Origin of the sequence: Rahnella variigena (assembly GCF_003610915.1) — a bacterium.
Taxonomy (GTDB): domain Bacteria; phylum Pseudomonadota; class Gammaproteobacteria; order Enterobacterales; family Enterobacteriaceae; genus Rahnella; species Rahnella variigena.
Map to the genome: position 1 here is coordinate 4192574 of NZ_NSDJ01000001.1, position 15733 is coordinate 4208306.

13 protein-coding genes are annotated in these 15733 nt (G+C 51.4%); 12 read left to right on the plus strand and 1 reads right to left on the minus strand.

Going from position 1 to position 15733, the window contains the following annotated elements:
* Positions 1–43 precede the first annotated feature (43 nt).
* Positions 44–997, minus strand: a complete 954-nt coding sequence (locus tag CKQ54_RS19285) for an aldo/keto reductase (protein ID WP_120161588.1) — start codon at positions 995–997, stop codon at positions 44–46.
* Positions 998–1259: 262 nt separating this feature from the next.
* Here CKQ54_RS19285 and mdtD point away from each other — a divergent pair, with 262 nt between their 5' ends.
* The 12 genes from mdtD to CKQ54_RS19345 all read left to right on the plus strand — a co-directional run bounded on the left by mdtD (position 1260) and on the right by CKQ54_RS19345 (position 15676).
* Positions 1260–2735, plus strand: a complete 1476-nt coding sequence (mdtD, locus tag CKQ54_RS19290) for a multidrug transporter subunit MdtD (protein WP_120161587.1) — start codon at positions 1260–1262, stop codon at positions 2733–2735.
* Complete coding sequence (gene baeS / locus CKQ54_RS19295) at positions 2732–4117, plus strand: envelope stress sensor histidine kinase BaeS (RefSeq protein ID WP_120161585.1); 1386 nt, start codon at positions 2732–2734, stop codon at positions 4115–4117. The genes mdtD and baeS overlap by 4 nt, the downstream gene beginning before the upstream one ends.
* Positions 4118–4837, plus strand: a complete 720-nt coding sequence (gene baeR, locus CKQ54_RS19300; protein ID WP_120161583.1) for an envelope stress response regulator BaeR — start codon at positions 4118–4120, stop codon at positions 4835–4837.
* Between the two features lie 182 nt (positions 4838–5019).
* Positions 5020–5358: a YegP family protein gene (locus CKQ54_RS19305; protein WP_112288965.1), complete on the plus strand. Its 339-nt coding sequence runs from the start codon at positions 5020–5022 to the stop codon at positions 5356–5358.
* Between the two features lie 190 nt (positions 5359–5548).
* On the plus strand, positions 5549–6934 hold the full coding sequence (gene trhP / locus CKQ54_RS19310; RefSeq protein WP_113876006.1) for a prephenate-dependent tRNA uridine(34) hydroxylase TrhP: 1386 nt from the start codon (positions 5549–5551) through the stop codon (positions 6932–6934).
* Positions 6935–7320: 386 nt separating this feature from the next.
* Positions 7321–8211, plus strand: coding sequence for a lipid kinase YegS (gene yegS / locus CKQ54_RS19315; RefSeq protein ID WP_120161582.1), 891 nt, complete (start codon positions 7321–7323; stop codon positions 8209–8211).
* A gap of 241 nt (positions 8212–8452) precedes the next feature.
* Complete coding sequence (locus CKQ54_RS19320; protein WP_120161580.1) at positions 8453–10015, plus strand: MFS transporter; 1563 nt, start codon at positions 8453–8455, stop codon at positions 10013–10015.
* On the plus strand, positions 10002–11015 hold the full coding sequence (gene yiaK, locus CKQ54_RS19325) for a 3-dehydro-L-gulonate 2-dehydrogenase (RefSeq protein ID WP_120161579.1): 1014 nt from the start codon (positions 10002–10004) through the stop codon (positions 11013–11015). The genes CKQ54_RS19320 and yiaK overlap by 14 nt, the downstream gene beginning before the upstream one ends.
* A gap of 201 nt (positions 11016–11216) precedes the next feature.
* Positions 11217–11744, plus strand: coding sequence for a hypothetical protein (locus tag CKQ54_RS19330; RefSeq protein ID WP_120161577.1), 528 nt, complete (start codon positions 11217–11219; stop codon positions 11742–11744).
* Positions 11745–12026: 282 nt separating this feature from the next.
* Positions 12027–13241 (plus strand): D-mannonate dehydratase ManD, encoded by a 1215-nt coding sequence (manD, locus tag CKQ54_RS19335; RefSeq protein ID WP_112288901.1) that lies wholly within the window; start codon positions 12027–12029, stop codon positions 13239–13241.
* 10 nt (positions 13242–13251) lie between these two features.
* On the plus strand, positions 13252–14265 hold the full coding sequence (locus CKQ54_RS19340) for a Zn-dependent oxidoreductase (protein ID WP_112288902.1): 1014 nt from the start codon (positions 13252–13254) through the stop codon (positions 14263–14265).
* 121 nt (positions 14266–14386) lie between these two features.
* Complete coding sequence (locus CKQ54_RS19345) at positions 14387–15676, plus strand: MFS transporter (protein ID WP_113876001.1); 1290 nt, start codon at positions 14387–14389, stop codon at positions 15674–15676.
* The last annotated feature ends 57 nt before the right edge of the window (positions 15677–15733 follow it).

A 15733-nucleotide genomic window follows, 5' to 3' on the forward strand; every position in this document is an offset into this window, starting at 1 on the left:
GATTTGAATTGAAGGCGGTTTTTTTATGGCTCAGATTTAGTGTTTACCAGGCGCTGGCGTCATTTAAGGTCTTAATATCCGCATCATCCAGTTTGAGGGTTGCGGCCTGCGCCAGCTCATTCAGCTGTTGCAGTGATGTCGCGCTGACAATCGGCGAGGTAATACTCGGGCGGGCAATCTGCCAGGCCAGTGCAACTTGTCCTGGCTGTGCGCCGTGCTTCTCAGCCACCTTATCCAGCCCCGCCAGCACTTTCAGGCCGCGTTCATTCAGGCAACGTGCGATCACGCTTTCACCGCGCTTACTTTTACCGGCATCCGCTTTGGTACGGTATTTCCCGGTCAGGAACCCGGCGGCCAGACCGTAAAAGTTGATCACGCCTAAACCGTTATCCCTGACGACTTTTTCAAGTGCTTCTTCATACACTTTTCGGTCGTACAAATTGTACTGCGGTTGCAGCGCTTCATAACGCGCCAGCCCGTTTTCCTGACTGACTTTCAGCGCTTCGGCCAGACGTGGTGCGCTGTAGTTTGAAGCGCCAACGGCACGCACTTTGCCTTCTTTAATCAGCGCATCGAATGCCGCCATGGTTTCGGCCAGCGGCGTATCGGCATCATCATCATGCGACTGATATAAATCGATATAATCTGTTTGCAGACGTTTCAGGGAGGCTTCTACCGCTTCTTTAATATAACGTGGCGATAAACCCACTTTGCCTTCGCCCATCGGTTTGCCGACTTTGGTCGCCAGAATAATCTGGTCACGCTTACCGGTTTTTTTCAGCCAGTTGCCGATAATGGTTTCCGATTCGCCCCCTTTGTTGCCTTCAACCCAGCTCGAATACACATCGGCGGTGTCGATAAAATTCAGTTTATGATCCAGTAAGGCATCGAGCAGGTTAAAGGAAGCCGCCTGATCGACCGTCCAGCCGAATACGTTGCCGCCAAACGTCAGCAACGGCACCTGAATACCTGAACGACCCAGTTCTCTTTTGCTCATTATTCTCTCCCTTTCATAAGGTCAGATTTAACTTACTTTGCATGCGAACGATTTGCGATCAAAGGTCAACCATAGCATTTTGATATAAAATGTCAGGCTGAAAGCTATTCTTTATTGTCAGAAGAATTGTCAAAAAATGGGAAAGACTCTCCTTATTTCCTCCATTTTCTGCTGAAACATTCTGGCTACACTGTGGGTCTGGTTTTAAGGTGGATCTCCCTCCTGAAATGCCGCGACAATGATTGTGCTGATGCGATAACCCATGAAATCTGAAAACACTGACACCTTACCGCCTTCTGCTCCCCTGCCGCCTTCGGTGCGCTGGCAGCTGTGGATTGTCGCCTTCGGCTTTTTTATGCAGGCCCTCGACACCACGATTGTGAATACTGCACTGCCTTCGATGGCACGCAGTCTGGGTGAAAACCCGCTGCACATGCATTCGGTGGTAGTGGCTTATGTGCTGACGGTCGCCGTGATGCTGCCTGCCAGTGGCTGGCTGGCGGATAAAGTCGGTGTGAAATGGGTATTCTTTTCGGCCATTGTGCTGTTTACGCTTGGCTCGCTGTTATGCGCGCAATCGGAAAGCCTGCGTGAACTTGTGATGTCGCGCATCGTTCAGGGGATCGGCGGTGCGATGATGGTGCCGGTCGGGCGGCTGACGGTACTGAAAATCGTCCCGCGCAGCGAATACATGGCAGCGATGACAATGGTGACGTTACCCGGTCAGGTCGGTCCGCTTCTGGGCCCGGCGCTGGGCGGTTTTCTGGTGCAATACGCCAGCTGGCACTGGATCTTCCTGATTAATCTGCCAGTCGGTCTGGCCGGTTGTATCGCCACCTTAATGATTATGCCCAATTACAAAATGCAGACCCGCCGCTTTGATATCAGCGGGTTTGTGATGCTGGCCGTGTGTATGGCGACGCTGACGTTGGCGCTGGAAGGCAGCCGCAGTATGGGGCTGAGCGTGCTGGAAATTTTTCTGCTGGTGGTGGTCGGTGGCGGCGCGCTGGGGGTTTACTGGATGCATGCGCGCGGCAATCTTTCTGCGCTGTTTTCACTGCGTTTGTTCCATACCCCAACCTTCAAAATCGGCCTGATTGGTAGTTTGCTCGGTCGTATCGGCAGCGGCATGTTGCCGTTTATGACACCGGTGTTTCTGCAACTCGGTATGGGCTTTACGCCTTTCCACGCCGGACTGATGATGATCCCCATGGTGCTCGGCAGTATGGGGATGAAGCGCGTGGTCGTCCGGCTGGTCAATCAACTGGGTTACCGGAATGCGCTGGTCAGCGCGACGTTGCTGCTGGCGCTGATCACGCTGATTTTCCCTCTGGTGGCGATTTACGGCGCGGTCTGGATGATCCCGATTGTATTGTTCTTCCAGGGCATGGTGAACTCCCTGCGCTTCTCGTCGATGAACACGCTGACGCTGAAAGATCTGCCGTCGCGCCTTGCCAGCAGCGGCAACAGCTTGCTGTCGATGATCATGCAGTTGTCGATGAGTCTGGGCGTCAGTGTCGCCGGTTTGCTGATTGGAGTGTTCGCCCATCAGCAGGCGATTACACCGGACAGCGCCACCATGCACACCGCGTTCCTGTATTGTTATATGTCGATGGCGCTGGTGATCGCCCTGCCAGCCTGGGTATTTTCCAAAGTGCCACCTGATACGCAGAAAAATGCCATTATCGACCGTCGTCGCGCTGCGGCCGGCTCCCCTGATCCGATGAGAAAATCATGAAACCTGGTATTACCGCCAAGTTGTTTATGGCCATTTTTTGTACCTGCGCACTGGTGCTGATCACCATGAACTGGGGCGTTCGGATGAGCTTTGAACGGGGCTTTATCGACTATATTCGTCAGAGCAACGAACAGCGCGTCGAACTGCTGGCTGACACCCTGCAGGAGCAGTACAAACAACACGGCAGCTGGGAGTTTCTGGAAACCAATGACCGGTTGATCTATCAGATCATGCGCTCGTTTGAACAAAACAGCAGCCCGAGAATGCCGCCGCAGGGATGGCGCACGAAGTTCTGGATCCTCGACAGTCACGATCATCGGATCGGCGGTTACGATCTGCCTGTTCCACCGGATTTACAAGGTCCGCGCCGCGTGATGACCGTCAATGGTGTGGTCATCGGCTCGGTGATTTCGACGCCTGCCGAACGCCTGACCCGCGATGCTGATATTAATTTCGAACGCCAGCAAAGCCGCACCAGCTGGATGATTGTCGCCTTTACCGCGCTGCTGGCCGCCGCCGTCACCTGGATGTTGTCCCGCGGAATGCTCGCGCCGGTAAAGCGGCTGGTGAACGGTACGCATCAGCTGGCTGCGGGTAATTTCAGCACTCGGGTTGAAGTCGACAGTGAAGATGAACTCGGGAAACTGGCGCAGGATTTTAACCAGCTGGCGATGACGCTGGAGAAAAATGAGCAGATGCGCCGGGCGTTTATGGCGGATATTTCCCATGAGTTGCGCACGCCGCTGGCCGTTCTGCGTGGTGAGCTGGAAGCCATGCAGGATGGCGTGCGTAAAATGACGGTTGGGTCGCTGGAATCACTGCAATCTGAAGTGTCGATTCTGACCAAACTGGTGGACGATTTGCATCAGCTTTCGCTTTCCGATGCCGGTGCACTGGCATACCGCAAGGTGGACACCGACGTCGTACATCTGGTGCAGCTGGCGGAAGCCGGTTCGCGTGACCGTTTCCATGCCAAGCAACTCACCCTGACCAGCCACCTGCCGGAAAGCGCTGAAGTGTTTGGCGATCCCCAGCGTCTTTCGCAGCTGTTCAACAATCTGCTGGAAAACAGTCTGCGCTATACTGACCCGAATGGCGGTCTGGAGATCCGGGGCGAAATACGGGATAAATCACTTTACCTGATGTTCCAGGACAGCGCGCCGGGCATCAGCGATGAACAGCTTGGCCGTATTTTTGAACGGTTTTATCGTACCGAAGGCTCGCGCAACCGCGCCAGTGGCGGTTCGGGGTTAGGTCTGGCCATTTGCCAGAATATTGTCGAAGCGCACGGCGGGCAGATCAGCGCCAGCCACTCTCCGGCGGGTGGCGTTCGTATTACGATCGTCCTGCCGCTCTCTGTTACATCAGGCCCGAGAAACTGAATGAACAACTCTGTATTGTCCGGCCCGGCGCCGTTAAAAATTCTGATTGTAGAAGACGAGCCTAAACTTGCTCAGCTGTTAATCGACTATCTCGAAGCCGCAGGCTATGCCACCCAATGGCTGGCGGACGGACATGACGTCATCTCGCAGGTGAAGCACCAGCCGCCGGCACTGATTTTGTTAGATCTGATGCTGCCAGGCAGCAGCGGATTATCCATTTGCCGAGACATTCGCCAGTTTTCCGATGTACCGATTATGATGGTGACGGCAAAAACGGAAGAGATTGATCGCCTGCTCGGGCTGGAAATCGGTGCTGATGATTACATCTGCAAACCTTACAGCCCGCGTGAAGTTGTGGCCCGCGTGAAGGTTATTTTGCGCCGCTGCGTGCGTCAGGAAGACAATGTGCCGAGAGATAACGGTCTGCACATTGATGAAGCGCGCTTTCAGGCCACATTCCAGGGGCATGAACTTGAACTGACACCGGCAGAATTCCGCCTGCTGAAAACGCTGTCCGTCAAACCGGGTTACGTGTTTACCCGCGAAGTGCTGCTCAATAATCTTTATGACGACTACCGCGTCGTCACTGACCGTACCATCGACAGTCATATCAAGAACCTGCGCCGTAAACTCGAATCTCTGGACGGAGAAAAGGCGTTTATCCGCGCCGTCTATGGCGTGGGCTATCGCTGGGAAGCGGAACCCTGTCATTTGGCATAACGCATGACTCACAGCGAATAACGAATAGCGCATAACTGGCCGGCAATTCAGTTTTGTAAAGTTTCTGAAAGTCTGTCGGCCAGTTCACATTTCATGTCTTAAATCTTTCCTCCCGCCGCGAAACTGTTTCCATTAACTACACTTATCTCTGGAAAATAACCCCTCTGATGGAGATTACCTTTATGGCTACTGGTCACTATGATCTGAAAAAAGCGAAGAATGGACAGTTTCACTTTAACCTGAAGGCCGGGAACGGAGAGATTATTCTCACCAGTGAAATGTATGCCAGTAAAGCGTCAGCAGAAAACGGGATTTCATCGGTTCAGACCAACTCCCCTGAGGAAGCGCAGTACGAAATCAAGCCTTCGAAAGACGGCCAGTTTTACTTTGTGCTGAAAGCGAAAAACCATCAGGTGATTGGTATCAGCGAAATGTACACCACGGAAAGTGCATCGAAAAAAGGTGTTCAGTCGGTGGTGAAAAACGGCGCAAGCACTGATATCCGCGATTTGACGCAGTAGTTCTCAATGATTTCTGTTTTTAGCTATTCAGGAGCAGAGGAGGAAATTGATCTGGCTCCTGAATAGTCTAAATAGCGTTGTAATACCCACACGAAATGGCTGCTTTTGATCAACTCAGACGTTACAATTCTGACCTTTCGTCGCCCCGCATCCGGGACGGCCCTGACCTGTGATCAGACTGAGATTGACTATGTTTACCCGCGATTCTTTTGTTCCGGAACTGCTTTCCCCTGCCGGCTCCCTGAAAAATATGCGTTACGCCTTCGCTTACGGTGCAGATGCGGTTTATGCCGGTCAGCCACGTTACAGCCTGCGCGTTCGTAATAACGAATTTAACCACCAGAATCTGGAAATCGGCATCAATGAAGCCCATGCTCTGGGGAAAAAATTCTATGTGGTGGTGAATATTGCCCCGCATAACGCCAAGCTGAAAACCTTCATCCGTGATCTGCAACCGGTGATCGACATGGGGCCCGATGCCCTGATCATGTCGGATCCGGGTCTTATCATGATGGTGCGTGAAGCCTTCCCGCAGATGGACATTCATCTTTCGGTGCAGGCTAACGCCGTGAACTGGGCGACGGTGAAATTCTGGAAACAAATGGGGCTGACGCGTGTGATTTTATCGCGCGAGCTTTCGCTGGAAGAAATCGCCGAGATCCGCGCACAGGTGCCGGATATGGAAATCGAAATCTTCGTTCACGGTGCGCTGTGCATGGCGTATTCCGGCCGCTGCCTGCTTTCCGGCTACATCAACAAGCGTGACCCGAATCAGGGAACCTGCACCAACGCCTGTCGCTGGGAATATAAAGTTCAGGAAGGCAAAGAAGACGCCATCGGTAATATCGTGCATCAGTACGAGCCGATCCCGGTTCAGCAGGTGGAAGCCGCCGAGCCCACATTAGGCATCGGTCAGCCGACAGATAAAGTCTTTATGCTCGAAGAAGCCCTGCGCCCTGGCGAATACATGAGCGCGTTTGAAGACGAACACGGCACGTATATTATGAATTCTAAGGATCTGCGCGCCATTCAGCATGTGGAAACTCTGACAAAAATGGGCGTGCATTCGCTTAAAATCGAGGGACGTACAAAATCCTTCTATTATTGCGCGCGCACGGCACAGGTTTATCGCCGGGCCATTGACGATGCCGTCGCCGGTAAGCCTTTTGATCCGACGCTGCTTTCCACGCTGGAAGGTCTGGCGCATCGCGGATACACCGAAGGTTTCCTGCGTCGCCATACTCACGATGCGCAGCAGAACTACGAATATGGTTTCTCTGTCAGCGACCGCCAGCAGTTTGTCGGCGAATTCACCGGTAATCGTATGGATGGCTGGGCAGAAATCGATGTGAAGAATAAATTCTGCGTCGGTGACAGTGTGGAAATGATGACGCCGCAGGGCAACGTCCAGTTCAAACTGGAAGCCCTGCGCAATAAGAAAGGCCAGCCAACCGACGTGGCGCCGGGGAACGGGCATATGGTGTATGTCGCACTGCCGGAAGACGTCAATCTGGAGTTCGCCATTTTACTGCGTAATCTGGAAGACACGGACACCCGTAATCCGCATTCGAAATAATGTTTTGGTCGAAAACAAGAATTCGATCACATCTATTTCTGACCGGGCTGGATAATATGCATTCGCAATTTACTTCGAATGCAAAATAAAGCACCGGACTATACCAGGAACCACCTCCTTGGCCAGCTCAATCTCCCTTGAGCTGGCTTTTCTTTTTGTATTCATTAAACGAAAATCCGTCATATTTAACTAATCCTCTTCAGTTATTCACCTTAATAACGTGATGTCATGTTTTTAAATAAATACGTTTCTGAAATATAAACGTCCTTTCTAATTAATATCAGCACAATTATTTAACCTCATTGTCAACTTTTCGCTGATTTATCCGATAGCCAAATACCACTACTTTCATCTATTGTTGGTGTAAGTAGAAAAAAGGAGCGTACATGACCACAGCAATGCTGATTTTAAATGGAAAAGGCGCAGGCAACGAAGAGCTGCGGATAGCCATCGGCGCGCTACGCAAAGAGGGCGAAGATCTCAATGTGCGTGTCACCTGGGAGTACGGAGACGCCGCGCGATATGTGGACGAAGCCATTGAACTGGGCTGCGAAACCGTGATTGCCGGTGGCGGCGACGGCACCATTAATGAAGTGGCGGGTGCACTGGCACAATACGATGGACAACGACGCCCTGTGCTCGGCATCGTGCCGCTGGGCACCGCAAATGATTTCGCCACGGCCTGCAATATTCCCCTCGAGCCAGAGCAGGCGTTACAGCTGGCGGTCAAAGGCCGCGCGGTCGATATTGATCTGGCCAAAGTGAATGACCAGCATTTCTTTATCAACATGGCGACCGGGGGATTCGGCACGCGCATCACAACCGAAACGCCAGAAAAACTCAAAGCAGCGCTTGGCGGCGTGTCCTATTTCATCCACGGTCTCTTACGTCTGGATACGCTGAAAGCTGACCGCTGTGAAATCAGAGGCCCGGATTTTCGCTGGGAAGGCGATGCGCTGGTAATCGGTATTGGTAATGGCCGCCAGGCAGGTGGCGGGCAACAAATATGCCCGGATGCGCTGATTAACGATGGTCTGCTGCAATTACGTCTGCTGACTTCAGAGGAGCTGCTGCCGTCATTCCTGCGCAGCTTGCTCAATAATGAAGAGAACAAAAATATTGTGTCCGCCAGTCTGCCCTGGCTCGAAATCACCGCACCGCACGATATGACGTTCAATCTCGACGGCGAACCGCTCACTGGTAAACAGTTCAAAATTGAAGTTCTTTCCTCTGCAATCCAGTGTCGTTTGCCCCCTCACTGCGAACTTTTAGGCTAACTTTCTCTTCTTCTGTTCATTCTCTGTACTGTGATCCGTCTTGCAGTACAGAGCAAATCTGCCGTTATTTTTGTGATCTTCTCCGCTAAAAGCTTATCCGCATACTTGTATGGTAGATGTGCATTGCCTAATTTTACTCTGCCGATGTCGCTGAATAATTCATTTCTGAATTTCTGCGGGCACAAACGACGCATTTCTTTTGACGACTCTTATTAATCCGGTGACGGAAACCAGGGGTAGTATGATTAATCATCATAAAGAAAGACCGATATCGGTAAAAAATATGCTGGCCTACGGCGGGGGTGATTTCTTCGGCGGTGGCTGTTTTGCAGTACTGGGTCTGTGGATAATGTATTTCTACACCACTTATGCCGGATTAAGTCCGGCAGAGGCCGGTGCTGTTATTGCAACCGCCCGCCTGCTGGATGCTTTTTTCGATCCACTGATGGGTTATGTCACGGATAATTTTTACCGCAATCCTCTGGGCAAAAAATACGGACGGCGTGGCTTCTTCTTCTTATTCGGCGCACCATTAATTATGGTGACTTACATTATTATGTGGGTCAGCGGAATGGGGTTCTGGTACTACCTGTTTACCTATATTTTGTTCTACGCCGCTTACACGCTGGCGATTGTACCTTATGAAACGCTGGCAGCCGAAATGACCTCCAGCTTTAAAATGCGCACTAAACTGACCGGTGTCAGGATGTTTTTCTCTACCGGAGCCGCAATATTAGCAGCCTGGTTGCCGGGACGCATTATTGCTTATCTCGGTGAAGACTCCTCCTCATCTTTCCTGATTATGGGGGTAATTTTCGGCGTGTTGTTTGCCGTGGTAATCCTGATGCTTTATTTCTACACCTGGGAACGGCCTATCCCGGTTGATGTCGCCACGCCAAAACTCTCTTTCCGCCGCGATATGAAGCATCTGTTCAGATCGCTGGTGTCGACCATGAGAGTGCGCACATTCCGCCAGCATGTCGGGATGTACCTGGGAGGCTATGTGGCGCTCGACGTCCTTGGCGCTGTGCTGGCGTATTATATTATTTTTGTTCTCGGCCAGAATACCGTTACTGCTTCTAATGCGATGACATTAATGACCCTGGTGCAGTTCATCTGCGTTGCCCTGTTTATTTTCCTGTGTATGAAATTAGGCAATGGCGCGTCATATCGTATTGCACAATTATTTATGCTGGCCAGTGTGGGGTTATTTTTAGCCATCCATTTATTGCAATTACCCTTTAATATGGCGCTGCTTTATCTCTCCGTTATTTTAATGGGCGTGGGTCGTTCCGGTACCAGTTATGTTTGCTGGAATATTTACAGTTTTATTCCAGATGTAGATGAAATGCTGACAGGAAAACGGCGCGAAGGTATTTTTGCCGGGGTTATGACTTTCGTGCGTAAAGCTGTTCAGGCGGTGGCGCTATTTGGGGTTGGCCTGTTATTACAGCATTACGGATTCACACCGAAAAGTGCCACGCAACCTGTCGAAGCCGTTTACGGTATCACACTGGTATTTGGCGCGGGATCGGTCATCTTCCTGCTGGTGGGATTATATAGCTCAATGAAATTCCGCCTCACCCGTCATAACCATGCCCTGCTGGTAAATGAAATTGAACGCCTTAAAGCCGGTGGCAGTAAATATGACGTCACACCGGAAACGCGCTTAATCGCCGAGCAACTCACCGGCTGGCCCTATGAAAAATTATGGGGCGATAACAATATTCTTAGTCAGACCGAAGAGAATCTTCCCCTGACGTCCACAGAGCTTTCAACCGGAGCCGACCATGCAAAGAATTGAATTCAGCCTGATGCAACAAACCATCCAGCGTGCCCTGCAAAAAGCGGGACTTGCTGAGAGAGATGCACGGACCTGTGCGCGAATCCATACAGAATCCAGTTGTGACGGTATTGCATCACATGGCCTCAACCGGGTAGCGCGTTTTGTCGATTATGTTCATAAGGGCTGGATTGATATCCACGCCAAACCGGAACTGGAAAAATCCCTCGGCGCCATCGCCATCTACAACGGCAACCGCGGTATCGACATTACCAACGCCCTGTTCGCCGTGGAGAAAGCCACCGAAATGGCGAAAGAGTATGGCGTGGGGATCGTGGCGCTGAAAAACAGCAGTCACTGGATGCGCGGCGGCAGTTATGGCTGGCATGCGGCACAACAAGGCATGGCGGCGATGTGCTGGACCAATACGGAATCCTGCATGCCCGCCTGGGGCGGAAAAAACACCCGCGTCGGCAATAACCCGTTTGTCATGGCGGTACCAAGAACCAAAGGTCCGATTGTGCTGGACATGGCAATGTCACAGTATTCCTACGGCAAATTGCAGGTTACGCGGCTGAAAAACGAAAAACTGCCCTTCCCCGGCGGCTACGATAAAGAAGGAAATCTGACGGATGATCCGGGCCCGATCGAAGCCTCCATGCGCATTTTACCCACCGGTTACTGGAAAGGCTCGGGGCTGGCAATTGTGCTGGACGCCATGGCCGCGTTGCTTTCAGCGGGCTCGCCCACCAATGAAATAGACAAAATCGGCAAAGGGAGCTGCACCGGCGCCAGCCAGATTTTCATGGTATTCGACCCGACGCAGTTAGGTGGCGCTGAATTCACTGAACGCATGGCGGACAGCGTCGCGGACTACGTGAATCAGTCAGAACCGGCTGAAAACAGCCGCGATGTCCGTTATCCCGGCCAGACAGCCGCCGCCAACCGCGAGGAAAACCGCCGTCTGGGGATCCCGGCAGATGAAACGGTATGGGATGAAGTGATGCGGCTGGCGGAATAAGTTGCTTCAGAAGACAAAGAGCATCAAAAACGCCCGCCAAAATGCGGGCGTAAAAATGCGAGGTTGATTCATAAAAACTACTGCCTGCAATGTAAACCAAAACTATTTTGGAAGGCATATTCCTGAATTCAAAAACGATAAGTATTGAGAGTAAAAACGCATGATATAAAAGCGCCACCTTACAAAACGCGCTGATATTTCATGGATTATTATCAGGTTATCAATTTTTCACATCAGGCAGATTTAAGCTTTTACGATATTCAGTTCACCCTTCCCTGCGAAGAGATCAAAGTTTTCAGAGTTTTGTTTCTTCATTTTTCCTGCGCTTCAACGGATACTTTTCAGCGGATGGCGGAAATCACCGGTGAGTCCGGAAAAGATAGACACGGACATATCGTGACGTTTTACGACACGGCATGGGATGACATACCCGCAGATAAGCGCAATGGCAAATCAGTGTTCGATAAGTTGTTTCCGCAAAAACTGCTTAGCCGGGCAAACTATCTGAGGTTTTTTGATGGTTTAAGCGCCGTTATCGGAAATTATATCTGCGACGTAAAGCCGGAGATTATTTTTTTTAACGCCTATACGTCGTCGCACCAAAAAGCGTATGATCGGCTTGTTTTTCGCTCAAAAAGCGAACTGGTGTTATCAACGCATTCAGATGGAGGAGGCTATTATGTTATTAAAACAAAGTATTACAAAACGCCAAACACAAAAGGACTTTGAACGTAACCGAGCCGATAAATTAAAGACTCTTGAGATTTGTTTCAAACTCATCGAGAAATACCAAAAAACGGCATAAATCACACAGCCTCCTGACATGGAGGCTTTTTATTACCCGCTAAAGTTTCCTGCTCCCCTGCCCCTCTGCATACGTTCACTTTTCACCTCGTAAAGTGTGATCTTCTCCGGCAAAAAACGATTCGCATACTTGTATGGTAGTTTGCATGTGGCGTATTTATAACCATAGAAAATGCATCCTACATTTACTGCAGAAGGTCTTAACCGATGAAAATCGTGAATGCTGAAGTCTTTGTCACTTGCCCGGGGCGCAACTTTGTTACGTTGAAAATTACTACTGACAGCGGGCTGACCGGTATCGGGGATGCCACGCTGAATGGCCGCGAATTGCCGGTCGCTTCCTATCTGAAAGATCACGTTTGTCCGCAACTGATCGGCCGCGATGCGCATCAGATCGAGGACATCTGGCAATTCTTCTACAAAGGCGCTTACTGGCGGCGCGGGCCGGTTACCATGTCGGCCATTTCTGCCGTCGATATGGCGCTTTGGGACATCAAAGCTAAAGCCGCCAATATGCCGCTGTATCAGTTGCTGGGTGGCGCATCACGCACCGGCGTGATGGTTTACTGCCATACCACTGGCCATTCCATTGATGAAGTACTCGATGATTACGCCAAACATAAAGAGCTTGGGTTCAAGGCCATTCGCGCGCAATGCGGCGTGCCGGGCATGAAAACAACGTACGGTATGGCGAAAGGCAAGGGCCTGGCTTACGAACCGGCAACGAAAGGTAACTGGCCGGAAGAACAATTGTGGTCAACCGAAAAATACCTCGATTTCACACCAAAACTGTTTGAGGCCGTACGCAATAAATTCGGTTTTGATGAACATCTTCTGCATGACATGCACCACCGCCTGACGCCAATTGAAGCCGCGCGCTTTGGCAAAAGCATCGAAGAATATCGCCTGTTCTGGATGGAAGATCCGACACCGGCTGAGAATCAGGAAAGCTTCCGTTTGATCCGCCAGCACACGGTGACGCCAATTGCGGTCGGCGAAGTGTTCAACAGCATCTGGGATTGCAAACAGCTGATTGAAGAGCAACTTATCGACTATATCCGCACCACGATTACTCATGCGGGGGGGATTACCGGTATGCGTCGTATTGCTGATTTTGCCTCGCTGTATCAGGTACGTACCGGCTCACACGGGCCTTCTGACCTCTCACCCATTTGCATGGCCGCTGCCTTGCACTTCGACCTGTGGGTGCCGAACTTTGGCGTGCAGGAATACATGGGATATTCCGAGCAGATGCTGGAAGTCTTCCCGCATAACTGGACGTTCGACAACGGCTATATGCATCCGGGCGAAAAACCAGGGCTGGGTATTGAGTTCGACGAAAAACTGGCCGCGAAATATCCGTATGAACCGGCCTATCTGCCGGTAGCCCGTCTGGAAGACGGTACTTTGTGGAACTGGTGAGGGAACAAAAATGAACAGTGTCGTTATACAAGAACCCGGAAAATTAGTCATCGAGCAACGTGCTTTGCCGGTACCTGCCGCCGGTGAAGTACGAGTTCGGGTCAGTTACGCCGGTATCTGCGGATCCGATGTGCATATCTACCACGGTCATAATCCGTTCGCGAAATACCCGCGGGTGATTGGTCATGAATTTTTCGGCCACATCGACAGCGTCGGCGAAGGCGTAGAGGCTTCACGCATCGGGGAACGCGTGGTGGTCGATCCTGTCGTCAGCTGCGGACATTGCTATCCGTGCTCGATTGGCCGCCCGAATGTGTGCGCCCAATTGCAGGTGATCGGCGTCCACCGCGATGGAGGTTTTAGTGATTATGCCTGCGCACCGGCGAAAAACGCCTACGTGGTACCGGCCGCTATCCCGGACAAACTCGCCAGCATGGTTGAACCCTTTACTATCGCGGCCAATATCACCGCCTTTCTCAAACCGACACCTCAGGACACTGCGCTGATCTACGGCGCTGGCCCGATGGGACTGACGGTGATCCAGGTACTGAAAGGCGTGTACGGCGTGCAGAAAGTGATTGTCGCCGACCGTATCGACGAGCGGTTGCAGATGGCGCAGGCCAGTGGCGCGGACTGGATCATCAACAACAGCGAGCGCAGCGTGGCAGATGAACTGGCTGCCGAAGGTGTACGCCCGACGCTTATTGTCGATGCCGCCTGCCACCCGGCCATTTTGCAGGAAGCGATTTTGCTTGCCTCGCCCGCCGCACGTATCGGCATGATGGGTTTTTCCGGCGAGCCGAGTTCGGTTACACAGCAGAGTATTACCAGCAAGGAGATTTCACTGTTTTCATCGCGCCTGAACAGCCACCGGTTCCCGCAAGTGATTGAATGGATGGAGCAAGGGAAAATCGCGCCCGAAAAGCTGGTGACGCACTGGATGCCTGCCGGGGAAGTGGAAGCTGCATTAACGCTGTTTGAGAAAGATCAGCGTTCCTGCTGCAAGGTTTTACTGACATTCTGATATTTGGCATTTTTTGAAAAATGACGGGAGGATTTTAAATATCCTCCCGCCCGCAGTACCTCATATTCTACCTACAAAAAAACGCAACACTATTAAAACAACACCGACAAGTGGAGCACCTATGTTCAAGAATTTACGCTGGGTCATCGTATTCCTGCTGTTCCTGGTTTACATGATCAATTACCTCGACCGCGTGGCGCTGTCGATTACTGTCCCGATGATAGAAAAAGAGCTGACCATTAATCCCGAACAATTCGGCATGATATTTGGCAGTTTCTTCTTCGGTTACGCGATATTTAACTTTATCGGCGGTCTGGCCGTGGATAAATTCGGCCCGACGCTGGTGATGGGATTAGCCGTCGGATTATGGTCGGTATTTTGTGGTATGACCGCTATCGCGACCGGCTTTTATTCCATGTTAATTCTGCGGGTATTATTCGGTATGGCCGAAGGGCCGATTTGTGCCTCGGCAAATAAAATGATCAACGGATGGTTCCCGAAGAAACAGGCGGCTACCGCGATGGGACTGCTCAGCGCCGGTTCACCTCTCGGCGGCGCTGTTGCCGGGCCTATTGTCGGGTATCTGGCGATTTCCTTCGGCTGGCGACCGGCCTTTATGGTGATCGCAGCCATCGGGATTGTCTGGATGGCGGTCTGGTTCTTCACCGTTGCGGACAATCCGCTGAAAAGCAAACGCGTTTCACCGGAAGAATTACGTTTAGTTGATCAGATGAAGAATGAAAATATCAGTGAAGAAGAAGATCTGGCACAGGCCGCGCATGGTCTGGGCTATTATTTACGCCAGCCGATTATCCTGGTGACGGCTTTTGCCTTCTTCTGCTACAACTATATTTTATTCTTCTTTCTCAGCTGGTTCCCGGCATATCTGGTACAAGCGCATGGTCTTAACATTAAAGAAATGAGCCTGACAACGGTTATTCCATGGATTGTCGGATTCGTCGGTCTGGCACTGGGCGGATATATTTCTGATAAGATTTTTAATATCACTGGCCGTTTATTACTGTCACGTAAAATTATATTAGTCGTCAGTCTGTTAGCCGCAGCGATTTGTGTCGCACTGGCTGGCGTAGTCACCAGCGTGGTTCCGGCGGTTATTCTGATGTCGGTATCTATTTTCTTCCTGTACACCACCGGCGCTATTTACTGGGCGATTATTCAGGACGTGGTACATAAATCCCGCGTCGGCGGCACCAGCGGATTTATCCATCTGGTCGGCAGCGTATCGGGCATCATCGGTCCGGTCGTGACCGGCTTCATCGTACAAAACACCGGTCGCTTCGACAGCGCCTTTATTCTGGCCGGGGGCGTCGCCGCACTGGGCGCAATTCTGGTGTTCTTCGTGATAAAACCACCCAAACAGACTCCGGCCACGACCCTGTCTCACAACTGATGTTCTGAACATCATGTTCTGAGCATCATGAAAAAACCCGGTCATCATGCCGGGTTT

Excerpts from the sequence above, each read along its gene's own strand:
- CKQ54_RS19305 (WP_112288965.1), top strand. The coding sequence starts at position 5,020 with ATGGCTACTGGTCACTATGATCTGAAAAAAGCGAAGAATGGACAGTTT.
- CKQ54_RS19330 (WP_120161577.1), top strand. The coding sequence starts at position 11,217 with ATGGATTATTATCAGGTTATCAATTTTTCACATCAGGCAGATTTAAGC.
- baeS (WP_120161585.1), top strand. The coding sequence starts at position 2,732 with ATGAAACCTGGTATTACCGCCAAGTTGTTTATGGCCATTTTTTGTACC.
- trhP (WP_113876006.1), top strand. The coding sequence starts at position 5,549 with ATGTTTACCCGCGATTCTTTTGTTCCGGAACTGCTTTCCCCTGCCGGC.
- manD (WP_112288901.1), top strand. The coding sequence starts at position 12,027 with ATGAAAATCGTGAATGCTGAAGTCTTTGTCACTTGCCCGGGGCGCAAC.
- baeR (WP_120161583.1), top strand. The coding sequence starts at position 4,118 with ATGAACAACTCTGTATTGTCCGGCCCGGCGCCGTTAAAAATTCTGATT.
- CKQ54_RS19345 (WP_113876001.1), top strand. The coding sequence starts at position 14,387 with ATGTTCAAGAATTTACGCTGGGTCATCGTATTCCTGCTGTTCCTGGTT.
- CKQ54_RS19285 (WP_120161588.1), bottom strand. The coding sequence starts at position 997 with ATGAGCAAAAGAGAACTGGGTCGTTCAGGTATTCAGGTGCCGTTGCTG.
- CKQ54_RS19320 (WP_120161580.1), top strand. The coding sequence starts at position 8,453 with ATGATTAATCATCATAAAGAAAGACCGATATCGGTAAAAAATATGCTG.
- CKQ54_RS19340 (WP_112288902.1), top strand. The coding sequence starts at position 13,252 with ATGAACAGTGTCGTTATACAAGAACCCGGAAAATTAGTCATCGAGCAA.
- yiaK (WP_120161579.1), top strand. The coding sequence starts at position 10,002 with ATGCAAAGAATTGAATTCAGCCTGATGCAACAAACCATCCAGCGTGCC.
- yegS (WP_120161582.1), top strand. The coding sequence starts at position 7,321 with ATGACCACAGCAATGCTGATTTTAAATGGAAAAGGCGCAGGCAACGAA.
- mdtD (WP_120161587.1), top strand. The coding sequence starts at position 1,260 with ATGAAATCTGAAAACACTGACACCTTACCGCCTTCTGCTCCCCTGCCG.